Origin of the sequence: Streptomyces sp. NPDC048696 (genome assembly GCF_043198895.1) — a bacterium.
Lineage (GTDB): Bacteria > Actinomycetota > Actinomycetes > Streptomycetales > Streptomycetaceae > Streptomyces.
The window spans coordinates 530,962-546,561 of record NZ_JBICVJ010000005.1; the positions used below are offsets into that span (position 1 = coordinate 530,962).

The window sequence follows — 15,600 nt, forward strand, 5'->3', positions numbered from 1 at the left end:
GGGTTCGCCTCCTAGCATGCGCGGTCAGTTCACAGGTGTGCGAGCTTCTCCAGTACGGGTGCGGCGGCGCGCAGCTTCGCCCACTCGTCCTCGTCCAGGCCCTCCGCGAGGGTCGTCAGCCAGGCGTTGCGCTTGCGGCGGCTCTCTTCGAGCATCGCCTCGGCCTCTTCGGTCTGGCTGACCACCTTCTGGCGGCGGTCGTCGGGGTGCGGCTCCAGCCTGACCAGGCCCTTCGCCTCCAGCAGCGCGACGATTCGGGTCATCGACGGCGGCTGGACGTGCTCCTTGCGGGCCAGCTCACCGGGGGTGGCCGAGCCGCAGCGGGCGAGGGTGCCGAGCACCGACATCTCGGTGGGGCTCAGCGACTCGTCGACGCGCTGATGCTTCAGGCGCCGGCTCAGCCGCATGATCGCCGAGCGGAGGGAGTTCACGGCCGCGACGTCGGCGTCACTGCCGTGGGACAGGTCAGACATGTTCATTAGACTAACTCATTACTCTGGCTAAATACCACTCGCATCACCCATACGAGTGAGACGCATCCGGAAAGTGACGCACGGGGGCCGTGCGTGCGGCGACCCTCGTCCCATGGGGACCAGCGTGCTCAGCCTGCGGATAGACGGTGAGCTGCTCGAACGGCTCCGGCAGCATGCCGCCAAACGCGGAATGAGCGTCCAGGACTATGTGGTCCGGACGCTCATTCGCGACGACTTCGACGAGCGGCTCCAGGCCGCCACCGCCGAGACGGAGAAGCTGTACGGGGTGGCCCAGGGCCTGCCCGTCACGTAAGACCCGGCGTTACGTAAGACCCAGCGCCGGCATCATGTAGTAGAAGGCGAACACCGCCGACACCACGTACATCGCGACCGGCACCTCGCGGCCCCGCCCCGCCACCAGGCGCAGCACCGTGAAGGTCAGGAAGCCCATCCCGATGCCGTTGGTGATGGAGTACGTGAACGGCATCATCACCATCGTCACGAACGCCGGGATCGCGATCGTCCAGTCGTCCCAGTCGATCTGCCGGATCGAGCCGGACAGGATCAGGAAGCCCACCGCGAGCAGCGCGGGCGTGGCCGCCTGGGACGGGACCATCGTGGCGATCGGCGTGAGGAACAGCGCGACCGTGAAGAGCGCGCCGGTGACGACGTTCGCGAAGCCGGTACGGGCCCCCTCGCCCACGCCCGCCGTGGACTCCACGAAGCAGGTGGTGGCGGAGGAGGACGAGAAGCCGCCCGCGGCGACCGCGATGCCGTCGACGAACAGGACCCGGTTGATGCCGGGCATCTGGCCCTCGGCGTCGGTCAGGCCCGCCTCGTCACTGATGCCCATGATCGTGCCCATCGCGTCGAAGAACGTCGAGAGCAGGACCGTGAAGACGAAGAGGGTGCCGGTCAGCACGCCGACCTTGTCGAAGCCGCCGAAGAGGCTGATCTTGCCGATGAGCCCGAAGTCGGGGCTGGCGACCGGGTTGCCGGGCCACTTCGGGGTGGTCAGACCCCAGGACGGCACGGTGGCGACGGCGTTGATGATCATCGCCAGGACCGTCATCGCGACGATGGAGATCAGGATCGCGCCGGAGACCTTGCGGACCAGCAGCGCGAGCGTGAGCAGCACGCCGAGGATGAAGACGAGCACCGGCCAGCCGAGCAGATGCCCGGTGCCGCCGAGCTGGAGCGGGACCGTGGTGTGGGCGGCGTCCGGGATACGGGAGACGAAGCCCGAGTCGACCAGGCCGATCAGCATGATGAACAGGCCGATGCCGATCGCGATGCCCTTGCGCAGGCCGAGCGGCACGGCGTTCATCACCCGCTCGCGCAGCCCGGTGGCGACCAGGAGCATCACCACGAAGCCCGCGAGGACGACCATGCCCATCGCGTCCGGCCAGCTCATCCGGGGCGCCAGCTGCAGCGCGACCACGGTGTTCACGCCGAGCCCGGCCGCCAGCGCGATCGGCACGTTGCCGATGACCCCCATGAGCAGGGTGGTGAACGCGGCGGTGAGGACGGTCGCGGTGACCAGCTGCCCCCCGTTCAGCTGGTGCCCGTACATGTCCTTCGCGCTGCCCAGGATGATCGGGTTCAGCACGATGATGTAGGCCATCGCGAAGAAGGTGGCGAAGCCGCCGCGGATCTCCCGGGCGACGGTGGAACCCCGCTCGGTGATCTTGAAGAAGCGGTCGAAGCCGTTGACCGGCGGCGTCGGGGCCGGCGGCGGGGAGTCGACCTGGGCGGTCGCCGAGGGGGACATGCGGAACCTCAGTCGTCAGACGGGGCGGGCGGGGAGAGAAAAACGGAAATCTGGCCTTAACCCGAACTTCTTTGGACGTTTCAACGAACAAAACGAGTCAGCCATAAGCCGTTTCAGTATGAATACATAAGGCGAAGATCGCTATCTCCGCGCGTAGACGCAAGGGGCGTCTGGCCCGACGACGGCCGGGGACCGCCAAAACCCCGTCCCCCTACACTGATCGCATGGCGAAGTGGACACCGAAACACGAGGCACCCGAGCCCTTGGAAGGGCCCGTCGTCGCCACCATCACCGGCGGCACGATCCTCTGGTTCGTCCTCTTCCTCGTCCAGCTCCCGTTCTACGGCTGGTTCGACGACCACGGCCATCTGTGGTGGCTGTGGACCTGCCTGGCCGGCGGCGGTCTGGGTCTCATCGGCATCTGGTACGTACGCGGCCGGGACGCGGCGCTGAAGCGGCACGCGGCCGAGCTGGCCGCAAGGGCCGAAAGTCAGTAGGTCCCTGGCCAGGTAGGAGCCCCGGCATACCGCCGCAGGACCATTCGTCTCCTCCCTGGGTCTGATGTTCGACGTTCCCGGCAGGTGAAGCGGGTATTACCGCCGTACCGTCGAAAACATGACGCAGCGCGCCAATATCGACGCCGGGGCCGAACTCGACCCCGTCCACCCCATGCGGCCGCCGACGGCGCCCGGCCGGGCCACCGGGCTGAGCACCGCCGAGGTCGCCGAACGCGTCGCCCGGGGCGAGGTCAACGACGTACCCGTCCGCAGCAGCCGCTCCACCACCGAGATCGTCCGCGCCAACGTCTTCACCCGGTTCAACGCGATCATCGGTGTGCTCTGGCTGATCATGCTCTTCGTGGCGCCGCTCCAGGACAGCCTCTTCGGGTTCGTGATCATCGCCAACACCGGCATCGGCATCATCCAGGAGCTGCGCGCCAAGAAGACCCTGGACGGGCTCGCGGTCATCGGCGAGGCGAAGCCGACGGTCCGGCGCGACGGGCGCGCCGCCGAGATCTCCACCTCCGAGATCGTCCTCGGCGACCTGGTGGAGCTCGGGCCGGGCGACAAGGTCGTCGTCGACGGCGAGGTGGTCGAGACGGACGGCCTCGAAGTGGACGAGTCACTGCTGACCGGTGAGGCCGACCCGGTCCTGAAGAAGCCCGGCGACAGGATGATGTCGGGCTCGTTCGTGGTCGCGGGCGGCGGCGCGTTCACGGCCACCAAGGTCGGGCGCGAGGCGTACGCGGCGCAGCTCGCGGAGGAGGCCAGCCGGTTCACGCTGGTCCACTCCGAGCTGCGCACCGGCATCTCGATGATCCTCAAGTACGTGACCTGGCTGATGATCCCGACCTCGATAGGGCTGGTGATCAGCCAGCTGGTGGTCAAGGACGACAACTTCAAGCAGTCGGTGGCGTACACGGTGGGCGGAATCGTCCCGATGATTCCCGAGGGCCTGGTCCTGCTGACCTCCGTGGCCTTCGCGATCGGGGTGATCCGGCTCGGCCGCAAGCAGTGCCTGGTGCAGGAGCTGCCCGCGATCGAGGGCCTCGCGCGCGTGGACGTCGTCTGCCTGGACAAGACGGGCACGCTGACCGAGGGCGGCATGGACGTCACGGAGCTGCGGCCGCTGAACGGCACGGACGAGGCGTACGTACGGAAGGTGCTCGGCGCGCTGGGCGAGTCGGACCCGCGGCCGAACGCCTCGCTCCAGGCGATCATCGACGCCTATCCGGACAGCGAGGAGTGGCGGTGCACGGAGTCGCTGCCGTTCTCGTCGGCGCGCAAGTACAGCGGGGCGGCGTTCAGCGAGGGGGACGGCGAGAACTCGACGTGGCTGCTCGGCGCGCCCGACGTACTGCTCCCGCCGGGCGATCCGTCACTCTCGGAGATCGACTCCCTCAACGAACAGGGCCTGCGTGTGCTGCTGCTGGCGCGGGCGGGGCGCGAGCTCGACGATCCCCGGGTCGCGACGGACGCGCGGGCGGCCGCGCTGGTCGTGCTCGAACAGCGGCTGCGGCCGGACGCGGCGGACACGCTGCGGTACTTCGACGAGCAGAACGTCCACGCGAAGGTGATCTCCGGGGACAACGCGGTGTCGGTGGGCGCGGTGGCGGGGAAGCTGGGGCTGCCGGGCGCGCAGAACACGGTGGACGCGCGCCAACTGCCCGCCGAGCGGGACGCCATGGCTTCTGCCCTGGACGAGAACGCGGTGTTCGGGCGGGTGACACCGCAGCAGAAGCGGGACATGGTGGCGGCGCTCCAGTCGCGGGGCCACACGGTGGCGATGACGGGCGACGGCGTCAACGACGTCCTGGCGCTGAAGGACGCGGACATCGGCGTCTCGATGGGGTCGGGCTCGGAGGCGACGCGGGCGGTGGCCCAGATCGTCCTGCTGAACAACAGCTTCGCGACGCTGCCGTCGGTGGTGGCGGAGGGGCGCCGCGTGATCGGCAACATCACGCGGGTGGCGACGCTGTTCCTGGTCAAGACGGTGTACTCGGTACTGCTCGCGCTGCTGGTGGTGTGCACGCAGGTGGAATACCTGTTCCTGCCCCGCCACCTGACGCTCCTGTCGACCCTGACGATCGGCATCCCGGCGTTCTTCCTGGCCCTCGCGCCGAACACGGAACGGGCGCAGCCGCACTTCGTACGCAGGGTGATGCGGTACGCGATCCCGGGCGGCGTGATCGCGGCGGTAACGACCTTCGCCACGTACTTGCTGGCCCGCCACTACTACGTGGGTGACGGCGCCAGGGAGGCGGAGACGAGCGCGGCGACGCTGACGCTGTTCCTGGTCTCGATGTGGGTCCTGGCGATCATCGCGCGCCCGTACACGTGGTGGCGGATCTGCCTGGTGGCGGCGATGGGTGTCGCCTTCCTGCTGGTCCTCGCCGTGCCGTGGCTCCAGTCCTTCTTCGCCCTGAAGCTCGTCGGCACGACGCTGCCGTGGGCCGCGGTGGGGATCGCGGCGGTGGGGGCGGTGGGGTTGGAGTTCGCGTGGCGGTGGGTGGACCGGAGGTGGGCGGCGTAGCCGCGGCTGTGGGGGCGAGGGGCTTCCGCGTGCGGGTGGTTCGTCTGCGGCTCGGTGGGGGCTGACGCCGGTCTTTCCCCACCCCGCCCCTTCCCGGCTGTGACATTTTGCGGCTCCGCCGCGTGGCTCCGGCGGATGTCGGTCGGCTGCGGGTGGGTGGGGGTTGCTCGCGCAGTTCCCCGCGCCCCTAAGAGGGCCCTCCGGGCCCATTTCCAGGAGGGCCCGCAGGGCCCATCAAGGGGCGCGGGGAACTGCGCGAGCAACCCAGCACGGTCCGCAGACGAAAACGGGGTCCGGGGCGGAGCCCCAAGCGGGGTGCAGGGGGCGCAGCCCCCGCCAAGGGGTCCGGGGGCCCCGCCCCCGGGAGAACCACCTTCCCCCCCCACCCACCCCCGGAGGGTTTAGGTGGAGGGGCGGGGTGGGGCTAGTCGAACCAGCGGGACTGGGCCAGTTCTGACGTTCGCGTCGGGTCTTCCAGCAGCGCCGCCACCTCGAAGCGGCGGGGCCACTGGGTCGTCGCCCAGGACAGGCCCGCCGCCACACCCTCCAGCGTCGCCGCGTGCACCGTGCCGTCAGGCGTACGGCGCCAGTCCAGCTCGACACCGCCCGCCAGCAGTTCCTCGTGCTCCAGGTACGCGGCCGGGGTCGAAGGCCCCAGCAGGACCCGCACCGCCTCCGGCACCTCCCGCTCCGTCCCCTCCGTGGACACCTCCGCCGACACCGTCTCCCCGAGCCGGGGGACCTGCAACAGCTCCGCCAGGTCCGCGGCCCGGGCCGGGGCGACCGGAATCAGCGGCACCCCGGACGTCAGCGGCAGCAGATCCGGCGCGTCCGCCACCACCGCGTCGCCCGCGTCCACGACCCGCACCTCCCCGTCCACCACCGCCCGCAACTCATCGGGAAGGGTGACCTGGTCGGGGTCCAGGTACGCCAAGGCCGTGTACAGCGCGTGCAGTTGGGCCGCCGACACCGGCCGGTCGGCGTCCGCCAGCCGCGACAGCAGCTCCGCCGCGCCGCCCGGCTCGTCGAGCAGCGCCGCCACCGACGTCCGTACGCCCAGCGCCCGCAGCACCTGCTCGTCCTCGAACCCGGTCGCGTCCGCCGACTCGTACAGGCCGAGCAGGAGCGGGTCGGACCCGGCCGCGCGCAGGCCCGCCGGGCGGCGGCCGCCCAGGACGGGGTGGCCGCGCAGCCACCACGCCGTGTACGGGCGCACGCTCTCGGTGGTGCCGTCCGGCAGCAGGATCCGTACGGGCTGGGTCAGCGCGTCCCGCAGCGGCGGCCGGGCGAGCAGCGCCAGCGCGCGCGGCCAGGCGTCGTCGTCGACCAGGTCGAGGTCGCGTACGGCCACGATCTCGGTCGCCACCGGCGGCACCGGCGTGTGCGGCAGCCGGTCCAGTACGTCCTCGCACCACACGTCGACCGCGTCCAGAAGACCGGCGTCGTCGGGCTCGGCGAAGTCGCCGTCGCGCGGCTCCAGTTCGTCCGGGTCGAGGACGACGTCGGTCGTCCGTACGAGGGCGAACGTGGCGAGCACCCCGCACGCGGCCAGCGGCTGCTCGCCCCAGCGTTCGGCGAGCTCGCGGTCGACCTCGGCGAGTTCGCCCGCGCGGATCACCGAGGCGAACGCGCTGCCGGGCAGGACGAGTTCACCGGCGGGCGCGAGCTCGCCGTCCTCGTCGGGGAGCGCGAGGGCGCCCAGCCAGGGCTCGTCGCCGGGTTCGAGCGCCGCGTCGCGCACCAACGCGAGGACGGCGTCGGCGAGTTCCTCGGCGTCGAGCGCGTCCTCGTCCCAGATCTCGCCGCCGTCGAGCGAGGCGGCGACGGCGGAGCGCACCTGGGGGGTCGTCAGGACCGCCCGGGGCGTCGCCGGGAGGGCGCCCAGCTTCTCCAGGAGCGGGTGCGCGGCGTCGCGATGCGCGACCTTCAGGCCGAGGCGGGTCAGGTCGGCGGGGGTGTCGGGCAGCGGCAGCAGGATCTGGCGGGGCCCCACGGCCGTACGCCCGTCGCTGAGCGGGACCGGGAGGCCGGAGAGGCGGTCGGGGTCGACGCCGGCCAGGGTCTCGTACAGCCGGTACCACCACTCGGGGGCGCGTTCGGCGCCGCCGATGCGCTCGATCGCGTCGCCCAGCGGGAGCCGGCCGACGCCGAGCGTACGCAGCTCGGCCCGGCGTTCGAGCCCGGCGGGCAGCAGCGTCGGCAGCACCTCGGCGAGCACCTTTACCGTGTCCGCGCCCGCGCCCTCGACCACCTCGGCCTCGAACGGCCGCAGCGCGGTGAGCTCTTCGGAGGGGACGGCCGGGGCGAGGAAGGCGACGCGGGGCAGCCGCTCCAGGATCGCCGCGCGCAGCGCCCCGTCCAGCTCGCCCCGGCCCAGCGGGCCCGGCACGAGGTCGACGGTGCCGGTCGAGACGGGCCGCCAGTCGCCGAGCAGCCGTGCGTACGCGTCGGCGGCGCGCTGCACCAGGAAGTCGGTGAGCGGGCCGGGCGCCGGGTGGCGGCGGGCGGTGTCCAGCGGCAGCGAGGCGATGAGCAGCGCGGGCACGCCCAGGGGCTCGTCGGTGGGCGTGGGGGCGTGCACGACGGGGGCCGTGCGCGGGCGCTGGGGCGCGCCGTCCAGGTCGACGGGCACGGCCCAGGTGACCGACCAGTGCGGGCGCAGCCGCTCCTCGACGGGGCGGTCGGCGAGGAGGTCCGGGCCGAGCGGGCCGTGGTCGGTGACGGTCCGCCAGCGGTTCAGGCCGTCTCTGGTGTCGTCGATGTGTACGTAGCCGTCGTGCTCCGAGCGGCGCAGTACGCGGGACCCGTCCGGGGTCTCGACGACGACCTCGACGAGTCCGGGCAGGGTGAGGAGAAGCGCGTCGTCGATCCCGGCGAGCAGGCGCTGGACGAGGTCTTCGGCGGGCTCGTCGCGCAGCGGCAGCACGACCACGGTGTCGTAGCCCTCGGGGGCGGTGCCCTCGGCGGGCAGCGGGAGCCGCAGCAGGGGTACGTGGCCGTCGCGGCGGCGCAGTTCGTCGCCCAGGCCCGGGCTGAACCGGGCGGCCTCGGCGGCCAGGTCGCGGGCCTCGGCCAGGGACCAGCGCACCCCGCCGGTACGGCCGACGACGGCGGGCTCGTCGCTGACGGCCAGGACGGCGGCGAAGCCGACGCCGAACCGGCCCACGGCGCCGGTCGCCGCGTCGGTGTCCTGGCGCTTGGCCGAGGCGCGCAGGGTGGAGAGGGATTCGACGCCGGTCGCGTCCAGGGGGGCGCCGGTGTTGGCGGCGGCGAGTACGGGCTGTTCGCCGGGGGCGCCGGGGTGCAGGGTGAGGCGCAGGCGGCCGGGGACGCGGGCTCGGGCGGCGGCGTCGGCGGCGTTCTGGGCCAGCTCGACGACCAGGCGGTCCCGGTAGCCGCCCAGGGCGAGGTCTTCCTCGGCGTTGGCGTCTTCGCGGAAGCGGGCGGGTGCCGTGGCCCAGGAGTCCACTACGCCGCGCCGCAGCCGCGCCGTTCCGAAGGGATCGGCCCCTTCGACCCCCGTCGCCTTCACGATCACGCGCCCACACTCCGCTTCTGCCTTCTCGGGAACCGTGGGGTGAAGGTACCGCGTCGCGCCCCACCCAGGTTTTCCCCCCACCCCGCCCGTTCCCTCAACCCTCCGGGGGTGGGTGGGGGCGGAGGTGGGTCTTCCCGGGGGCTCCGCCCCCGGACCCCTTCGCGGGGGCTCCGCCCCCTGCACCCCCTGGGGGCTCCGCCCCCGTGCCCCCGGCGGGGCCTGCGGCCCCTGCACCCCGCTCCGGGGCTCCGCCCCGGACCCCGGCTGGGGTGGGTGGGTGCGCGGGGCTGCGCCCCCGCACCCCGGTTCGTCTGCGGACCGTGCTGGGTTGCTCGCGCAGTTCCCCGCGCCCCTAAGAAGGCCCGAAGGGCCCATCTCCAGGAGGGCCCGCAGGGCCCATCAAGGGGCGCGGGGAACTGCGCGACCAGCCCCCACCGGGCCGCAGACGACCGACATCCGCCGGAGGCTTTCGGGAAGGGGCGGGGTGGGGAAAAACGGGCGTCAGCCCCCACCGGCCCGCAGCCGGGAAGCGCGCCCCCCTACGAGTGACCCAGTTCCTCCGTCGGCGCGTCCGGCGTCTCCGGGACCGAGCCGCTGTCCGGGGACGGGCGCAGGGGGAGGGTGTCGGCGCCCAGGGTGTCCAGGACCGGGGGCGACGGGCGCGGGGGCTTCGGCATGACCGCCGCCTCCGAGTGACCGCCGCAGCCGTAGGAGAGGGAGACCACCCGGCCGTCCGCCGGGCCGAATTCGTTCGCGCAGATACCGAAGGCCTGCCGAAGCGATCCCGCCACCGGAACCAGGAACGCGCACGTCATGCACGACGCCGGTGCCGCCTGAGCCATCGGCGTCTTCGCCCCGAACGCCTCGTCCCAACGGTCCGCCGCCGCATGCAGGCCATAGCGGGACAGGACACGCGCCCGGCGCATGCCGAGTTCCTCGGCCAGCGCCGCGATCGAGCCGCGCTCCGTACCGGGCCGCGTCACCAGCTCCGCGTCCTCCGCCTCGACCCGCTCGGCCAGCTCTCCGGACACGGTGACCACGGAGTTCGGCGGCGGGGCGTCCTCGCCCGAGTAGCCGGGCTCCAGGCGCAGATCGTCCGCCTCGGTGGGCAAAAGGTCGCCGGGGCCCATGTCGCCGGGGCGCAGCCGCTCGCTCCACGGCACCCATTCGGGCGCCTGGAGCGCGTCGGGCCCGGGCAGCAGGACCGACTCGTCGAGAGTGACCTGCTTGGAGCGGGAGGCCCGGGCGACCGTCACCGCCCAGCGCCAGCCCCGGTACCCGGGCTCCTTGCACTCGAAGAAGTGCGTGACTACACGGTCACCCTCGGCCACGGCCGATACGTGCTCGCCGACCACGCCGGGCGCGGCGGCTTCCTCCGCCGCCTCCCGGGCCAGGTCGACCGCTTCGGCGCACAGGCGGTCAGGGGTACGGCTTCGCGTCGTCGCAGCACTCACAGGTCTCGCTTCTCTCCTACGCCGTCTCACGGGTGCGCCGGGGACCGCGTACGTACGAGTCGCGGACGGAGCGGACCAGGGGGCCGCGTCGACGTCCGCGCCCGAGCCGTAGAGCTGTCAGGGGCGCGCCTTCTGCCATCCATTCTGCGGGATCGCGGAGAGGCGCGCGGCCATGAGCAGCCGCGGGCGGCGCGCCTGTCACGCTACCCCCTTCGTGGCCCGTGGCCCACCTGCCGGTCCGAATCCCCGCTCGGTCCGCACAGGTCGTACGGGCTTGGGGCACTATGACTGGGTGGCAACGGCAAGGTCCACGGACGGAACCAGTCCCCTGCGCAAGGCGGGCCGGAGGGTCGGCCATGCGCTGCATCTGCCCTTCACCGGAACCGCGCGCTCCATCCGCAAGGCGACGCACGCGCACGGCGCCGGTGAGTCGGGCCTGGGCAAACTGATCGAGCTGCACGCCGTGAACGGCGCCGGTGACGTCATGATCACCGTGGCTCTCGCCTCCACCGTCTTCTTCTCCGTCCCCACCGACCAGGCCCGTGGGCGCGTCGCGCTGTATCTGGCGATCACCATGGCCCCGTTCACCCTGCTGGCCCCGGTGATCGGCCCGCTCCTGGACCGGATGCCGCACGGCCGGCGCGCCGCGATGGCGGGCGCCATGCTCGCCCGCGCGCTCCTCGCGCTGACGATGGCGGGCGCGGTGGCCACCGGCGGCCTGGAGCTGTATCCGGCGGCGCTCGGCGTCCTGGTGGCGTCGAAGGCGTACGGAGTGGTGCGCAGCGCGGTCGTGCCGAGGCTGCTGCCGCCACGGATCTCGCTGGTCAAGGCCAATTCGCGGGTCACACTCGCGGGGCTGCTCGCGACGGCCGCGGCCGCCCCGATCGGCGCGGGGCTGCACCACATCGGGCCCGAATGGCCGCTCTACGGGGCGTTCTGCGTCTTCGTGACGGGCACGTTCCTGGCGTTCACGCTCGACCACAAGGTGGACTCGTCCTCGGGCGAGCGCAAGGCGCAGCTGGTCGACCACGGCGGCACGCCCCGCAAGCCGGGCCTGCGCACGGTCGGCACGGCCGTGCAGAACGGCCTGGTGGCCAACGCCGCCCTGCGCGCCCTGTCCGGCTTCCTGATCTTCTTCCTGGCGTTCCTGCTGCGCGAGCACCCGCTGGCCGGGCAGAGCGCCGCCGTCTCGCTCGGCGTGGTCGGCGTCTCGGCGGGCGTCGGCAACGCGCTGGGCACGGCCGCCGGGTCGCTGCTGCGCTCCCGGGGCCCGGAGGTCATCATCGTGATGGCGCTGACGGCCGCGCTGGGCGCGTCGGTGTGCGCGGCGGCGTTCTTCAGCGGCGTGCTGATGGCGGTGCTCGGCGCGACCGCCGGGTTCACCCAGGCGCTCGCGAAGCTGTCCCTGGACGCGATGATCCAGCGGGACGTGCCCGAGGAGGTGCGCACCTCCGCCTTCGCCCGGTCCGAGACCGCGCTCCAGATGGCGTGGGTGCTCGGCGGCGCCATAGGGATCGCGCTGCCGCTCAACGGAGTCGTCGGCATGGCGGTCGCGGCGGGGCTGCTCGCGGCCGGCGGGGCCACGTCCGTACGAGGGCTGCTGACCGCCGCTCGGCGCGGCACGCCACACCCGCGCGTGGCGTGATCACGGGGGACCGATAGCCTTCGGCTCATGACCGTTGCGTTCACCTCTGGTAAGGCCCGTCGGGCCGGCATCGCCCTCGGCGCTGTCTCCGCCGGACTCCTCGTCCTCTCCGCCTGCGACAAGCCGACGCCCCTCGCGACCGTGACGGTCGGGAACACCTCGGTGAACGCCGAGGCCACCTGCCGCAACGACGGCAAGGTCCTGTCGGACGTCAAGCTCACCACCTGCCTGAGCAATGTGAAGACGTCGAAGACGATCAAGTACTCGCCGGGCTCCACGCTGCGCCTGGGCGTGGACCCGGCCGTCGTCGAAGACGGCGACAAGTGGGTGGCGCTCCTGGACGGCTCCCCCATCACCGAGCCGTCCAACAAGACGTACCGCTCCTTCCCGAACGCGGACGTGTTCGCGACCGGCGGGCAGAGCGCCGCGCCGAAGAGCAAGAAGATCAACATCATTCAGGTGAACGACAACAACAAGCCCAAGTCGGTCTGGAGCTTCACGCTCAAGCGCGACGACAGCTGACATGCGCGTCCTGGTCGTGACCGCGGTTCCCGCCGAGCGGGACGCGGTCACCCGCGCGTGCCCCGGCGTCGACACCGTCGTCGGCGGGGTGGGCCCGGCCGCTGCCGCCGCCGCGACCGCCACCGCGCTCGCCCGGACGCCGTCCCCGTACGACCTGGTCGTCTCGGCCGGGATCGGCGGCGGGTTCGCACCGCTGGCCCCCGTCGGGTCCCTGGTCGTCGCCTCGCGCATCGTCGCCGCCGATCTGGGCGCCGACACGCCCGACGGCTATCTCGATGTCGAAGAGCTCGGATTCGGGCGCTCGGTCCATCTGCCGCCCGCCGCCCTCGCCCAGGCGATCGCCGCCGCGACCGGCGCCGCGTACGCGCCCGTGCTCACCGTCTCCACCGTCACCGGCACCGCCGAGCGCGCCGCCGCGCTGACGCGCCGCCACCCCGGCGCCGGGGCCGAGGCGATGGAGGGCTTCGGCGTCGCCGAGGCGGCGGGGCTGCACGGCGTCCCCGTCGTCGAGATCCGGGCCGTGTCCAACGCCGTGGGCCCGCGCGACCGTTCCGCCTGGCGGATCGGGGACGCGCTCGCGGCCCTCGGCGACGCCTTCGGGAAGCTCCCGCCCGTACTGGAGAGTTGGAACGGTCATGACTGAGCCGCTGCGCATCGCCTACTCGCCCTGCCCCAACGACACGTTCGTCTTCGACGCGTGGGCCCACGACCGGGTGCCGGGCGCGCCCCGCATCGACGTCACCTTCGCCGACATCGACATCACCAACGGCCTGGCCGAGCGCGGCTCGGACGACTTCGACGTGCTGAAGGTCTCGTACGCCGTACTGCCCTGGATCCTCGACGAGTACGCGCTGCTGCCGTGCGGCGGGGCGCTCGGCCGGGGCTGCGGCCCGCTGGTGCTGACCAGGGAGCCCGGCGTCGACCTCACGGGCAGGACCGTCGCGGTGCCGAGCGAGCGCTCGACCGCGTATCTGCTCTTCCGGCTCTGGGCCGCCGACGTGGTGCCCGGCGGGGTCGGCAAGGTCGTGGTGATGCCGTTCCACGAGATCATGCCCGCCGTACGGGACGGCCGGGTGGACGCCGGACTCGTCATCCACGAGGCCCGGTTCACGTACCAGGAGTACGGGCTGCACTCGCTGGCCGACATGGGCGAGCACTGGGAGAACACCACCGGGCTGCCCATCCCGCTGGGCGCGATCGTCGCCCGCCGCTCGCTCGGCGAGGAGCGGCTGCGCCAACTGGCCGCCGTCATCCGCTCGTCCGTCCGGATGGCCTGGGACGACCCGGAGCTCTCACGTCCGTACGTACGCGAGCACGCCCAGGAGATGGACCCGGCGGTGGCCGACCAGCACATCGGGCTCTACGTCAATGAGTTCACGGCCGACCTCGGCGAGGACGGCTACGCGGCGGTGCGCGGACTGCTCACGCGCGCCGCGGCCGAGGGACTTGTTCCGCCCCTCGGCCGCGATGCGCTGAGTTTCGTTTAAACGGTCGTCCAACTCGTCATGCGCATTACGCGTTTACGGGTCGGACTGTGTCGGGCTCGGTCTGGCTCTGTCGGGCCGGGGTCACACGTCGAGCTGGTCCGCGACCGCCCGGAGCAGGCCGGCGATCTTCTTTCCGGCGGCCTTGTCGGGGTAACGGCCGCGCTCCAGCATCGGCGTGATGTTCTCCAGGAGCGTCGTCAGGTCCTGGACGATGGAGGCCAGTTCGTCGGGCTTGCGGCGCTGCGCGGCCGCGACCGAGGGCGCCGGGTCGAGGACCGTCACCGAAAGAGCCTGGTCACCGCGCTGGCCTGCCACTACGCCGAACTCGACGCGCTGGCCGGGCTTGAGCGTCTCCACCCCGGAGGGGAGCACGGACGAGTGCACGAAGACGTCACCGCCGTCGTCGCGGGAGAGAAAGCCGAAGCCCTTCTCGCTGTTGAACCATTTGACCTTGCCGGTAGGCACGTCTGTCCTCGTCCTCGTACTCGTCGTTGGGTGCGCGGGTCGCCGCAATCGCAAAAAAACGGCTCTGGATAGCACTGCAGCGGGTCGCCTTCGGACCCGCCGAGACCAAGGCTAATGGTCCAGAGGCTGCTGACAAGACGTCCCGGCCGGTCCTTACGGGCAGGGAACTACCCTGACCGAGTGAGTAACGAAACCCAAGCGAATTCGGCCAGGGACGAGTCGAACACCGGGGACCGGCTGGTTCGCGCCGGTGTCATCGTCTTCTTCGTCGGCGCGCTCGCCACGCTGGTCACGGTGGCGCCGCTGTTCCTGCACACGAAGCCCTTCCCGCCGATCGCGTACGCGGTGTGCATGCTGATGGGCGTCGGCTTCCTGATCGCGGCGGCGGGTGTGGTGACGTCGGTACGGATCGGGCGCCGGGCGGCGGACTAGTCCCATGTGCGGCGGGCTAGTCGCGCGTGCGGCCGTCCGCCACGTAGGCCTTCCACCACGGGCGGAAGTGCGTGAGGTCGGCGAGGAGTACGTCCGCGCCCGCCGCGCGCAGTTCGTCCGCGCCGATGGGGCCGGTCGGTACGGCCACCGAGAGCGCGCCCGCCGTGTGCGCCCCGCGTACGTCGCCGGTGTGATCGCCCACGTACACCGAGGCGCCGTGCGCGCGCAGCGCTTCCGCCTTGGCCTCCGCCCACAGGCCGCCGATCAGTTCGTCGGGCTCGATGCCGAGGTGGGTGAGGTGGAGGCCCGCCTGTGGCGCGTTCTTGGCGGTGACGACGATCGCGCGCCCGCCGAGCTCCCGGACGGCGCGGATCGCGTCGGCGGCGCCGGGGAGGGCGGGGCTGCGGGTGATCGCGTATGTGGGGTAGATCTCACGGTAGCGCCGGGCCATCTCCCCGACCTGGTCCTCGGGGAACCAGTGCCCGAGCTCCCATTCGAGCGGCGGCCCGAGCCTGCTGACGGCGGCGTCGGCGTCTATGTAGGTGCCGGTGTCGGCGGAGAGCCGGGTGTAGACGGCGTGGATGCCGGGGCGGGAGTCGATGAGGGTCATGTCTAGGTCGAACCCGACGGTGGGGGTGCGCGAGGCCATGCCCCCCATTCTGCCGAGCCCCACCCCGCCCCTTCGCCTGAACCCTCCGGGGGTGGGTGGGGGTGGAGGCGGTTTCCCGGGGGCGGGGCCCCCGGACCCCTGGGCGGGGGCTGCGCCCCCTGCACCCCGCT

At 72.3% G+C, this 15,600-nt stretch carries 14 protein-coding genes; 8 read left to right on the forward strand and 6 right to left on the reverse strand.

Going from position 1 to position 15,600, the window contains the following annotated elements:
* Window positions 1-29: 29 nt before the first annotated feature.
* Complete coding sequence (locus ACGFRG_RS13900; protein ID WP_361431441.1) at window positions 30-473, reverse strand: MarR family transcriptional regulator; 444 nt, start codon at window positions 471-473, stop codon at window positions 30-32.
* 112 nt (window positions 474-585) lie between these two features.
* Between ACGFRG_RS13900 and ACGFRG_RS13905 the strand changes: the two genes are divergently transcribed.
* The gene (locus tag ACGFRG_RS13905) at window positions 586-786 is read left to right on the forward strand and encodes a ribbon-helix-helix protein, CopG family (protein ID WP_361431439.1); all 201 of its coding nucleotides are present in this window, start codon (window positions 586-588) and stop codon (window positions 784-786) included.
* Window positions 787-795: 9 nt separating this feature from the next.
* Here ACGFRG_RS13905 and ACGFRG_RS13910 read toward each other — a convergent pair whose 3' ends face one another.
* Entirely contained in the window at window positions 796-2,244 is a 1,449-nt protein-coding gene (locus tag ACGFRG_RS13910; RefSeq protein ID WP_361431436.1) for an NCS2 family permease, read from the reverse strand.
* Between the two features lie 224 nt (window positions 2,245-2,468).
* Here ACGFRG_RS13910 and ACGFRG_RS13915 point away from each other — a divergent pair, with 224 nt between their 5' ends.
* Together ACGFRG_RS13915 and ACGFRG_RS13920 are read left to right on the forward strand one after the other, a co-directional pair.
* Entirely contained in the window at window positions 2,469-2,741 is a 273-nt protein-coding gene (locus ACGFRG_RS13915; protein ID WP_361431434.1) for a DUF2530 domain-containing protein, read from the forward strand.
* 118 nt (window positions 2,742-2,859) lie between these two features.
* Complete coding sequence (locus tag ACGFRG_RS13920) at window positions 2,860-5,277, forward strand: cation-translocating P-type ATPase (RefSeq protein ID WP_361431432.1); 2,418 nt, start codon at window positions 2,860-2,862, stop codon at window positions 5,275-5,277.
* A gap of 424 nt (window positions 5,278-5,701) precedes the next feature.
* On the opposite strand, the gene ACGFRG_RS13925 is transcribed toward ACGFRG_RS13920, so the two are convergent.
* Together ACGFRG_RS13925 and ACGFRG_RS13930 are read right to left on the reverse strand one after the other, a co-directional pair.
* On the reverse strand, window positions 5,702-8,809 hold the full coding sequence (locus ACGFRG_RS13925) for a sacsin N-terminal ATP-binding-like domain-containing protein (RefSeq protein WP_361434105.1): 3,108 nt from the start codon (window positions 8,807-8,809) through the stop codon (window positions 5,702-5,704).
* Window positions 8,810-9,354: 545 nt separating this feature from the next.
* Window positions 9,355-10,269, reverse strand: coding sequence for a DUF3027 domain-containing protein (locus ACGFRG_RS13930; protein WP_361434103.1), 915 nt, complete (start codon window positions 10,267-10,269; stop codon window positions 9,355-9,357).
* Between the two features lie 292 nt (window positions 10,270-10,561).
* Between ACGFRG_RS13930 and ACGFRG_RS13935 the strand changes: the two genes are divergently transcribed.
* The 4 genes from ACGFRG_RS13935 to ACGFRG_RS13950 are packed head-to-tail and all read left to right on the forward strand — an operon-like array spanning window position 10,562 to window position 13,923.
* Window positions 10,562-11,914, forward strand: a complete 1,353-nt coding sequence (locus ACGFRG_RS13935; RefSeq protein WP_361434101.1) for an MFS transporter — start codon at window positions 10,562-10,564, stop codon at window positions 11,912-11,914.
* 27 nt (window positions 11,915-11,941) lie between these two features.
* A complete protein-coding gene (locus ACGFRG_RS13940; RefSeq protein ID WP_361434099.1) occupies window positions 11,942-12,436 on the forward strand; it encodes a DUF2771 domain-containing protein in 495 nt (164 codons plus the stop codon).
* A gap of 1 nt (window position 12,437) precedes the next feature.
* On the forward strand, window positions 12,438-13,079 hold the full coding sequence (locus tag ACGFRG_RS13945; RefSeq protein ID WP_361434097.1) for a futalosine hydrolase: 642 nt from the start codon (window positions 12,438-12,440) through the stop codon (window positions 13,077-13,079).
* A complete protein-coding gene (locus ACGFRG_RS13950; protein ID WP_361434095.1) occupies window positions 13,072-13,923 on the forward strand; it encodes a 1,4-dihydroxy-6-naphthoate synthase in 852 nt (283 codons plus the stop codon). Before ACGFRG_RS13945 ends, ACGFRG_RS13950 begins: the two co-directional genes overlap by 8 nt.
* Window positions 13,924-14,004: 81 nt before the next feature.
* Here ACGFRG_RS13950 and ACGFRG_RS13955 read toward each other — a convergent pair whose 3' ends face one another.
* Window positions 14,005-14,388, reverse strand: a complete 384-nt coding sequence (locus ACGFRG_RS13955) for a cold-shock protein (RefSeq protein ID WP_067162767.1) — start codon at window positions 14,386-14,388, stop codon at window positions 14,005-14,007.
* Window positions 14,389-14,568: 180 nt separating this feature from the next.
* Here ACGFRG_RS13955 and ACGFRG_RS13960 point away from each other — a divergent pair, with 180 nt between their 5' ends.
* A complete protein-coding gene (locus tag ACGFRG_RS13960; protein ID WP_361434093.1) occupies window positions 14,569-14,820 on the forward strand; it encodes a hypothetical protein in 252 nt (83 codons plus the stop codon).
* Window positions 14,821-14,836: 16 nt separating this feature from the next.
* Here the strand turns inward: ACGFRG_RS13960 and ACGFRG_RS13965 are convergent, their stop codons facing one another.
* A complete protein-coding gene (locus ACGFRG_RS13965) occupies window positions 14,837-15,469 on the reverse strand; it encodes a haloacid dehalogenase-like hydrolase (protein ID WP_361434091.1) in 633 nt (210 codons plus the stop codon).
* Between the last annotated feature and the right edge of the window lie 131 nt (window positions 15,470-15,600).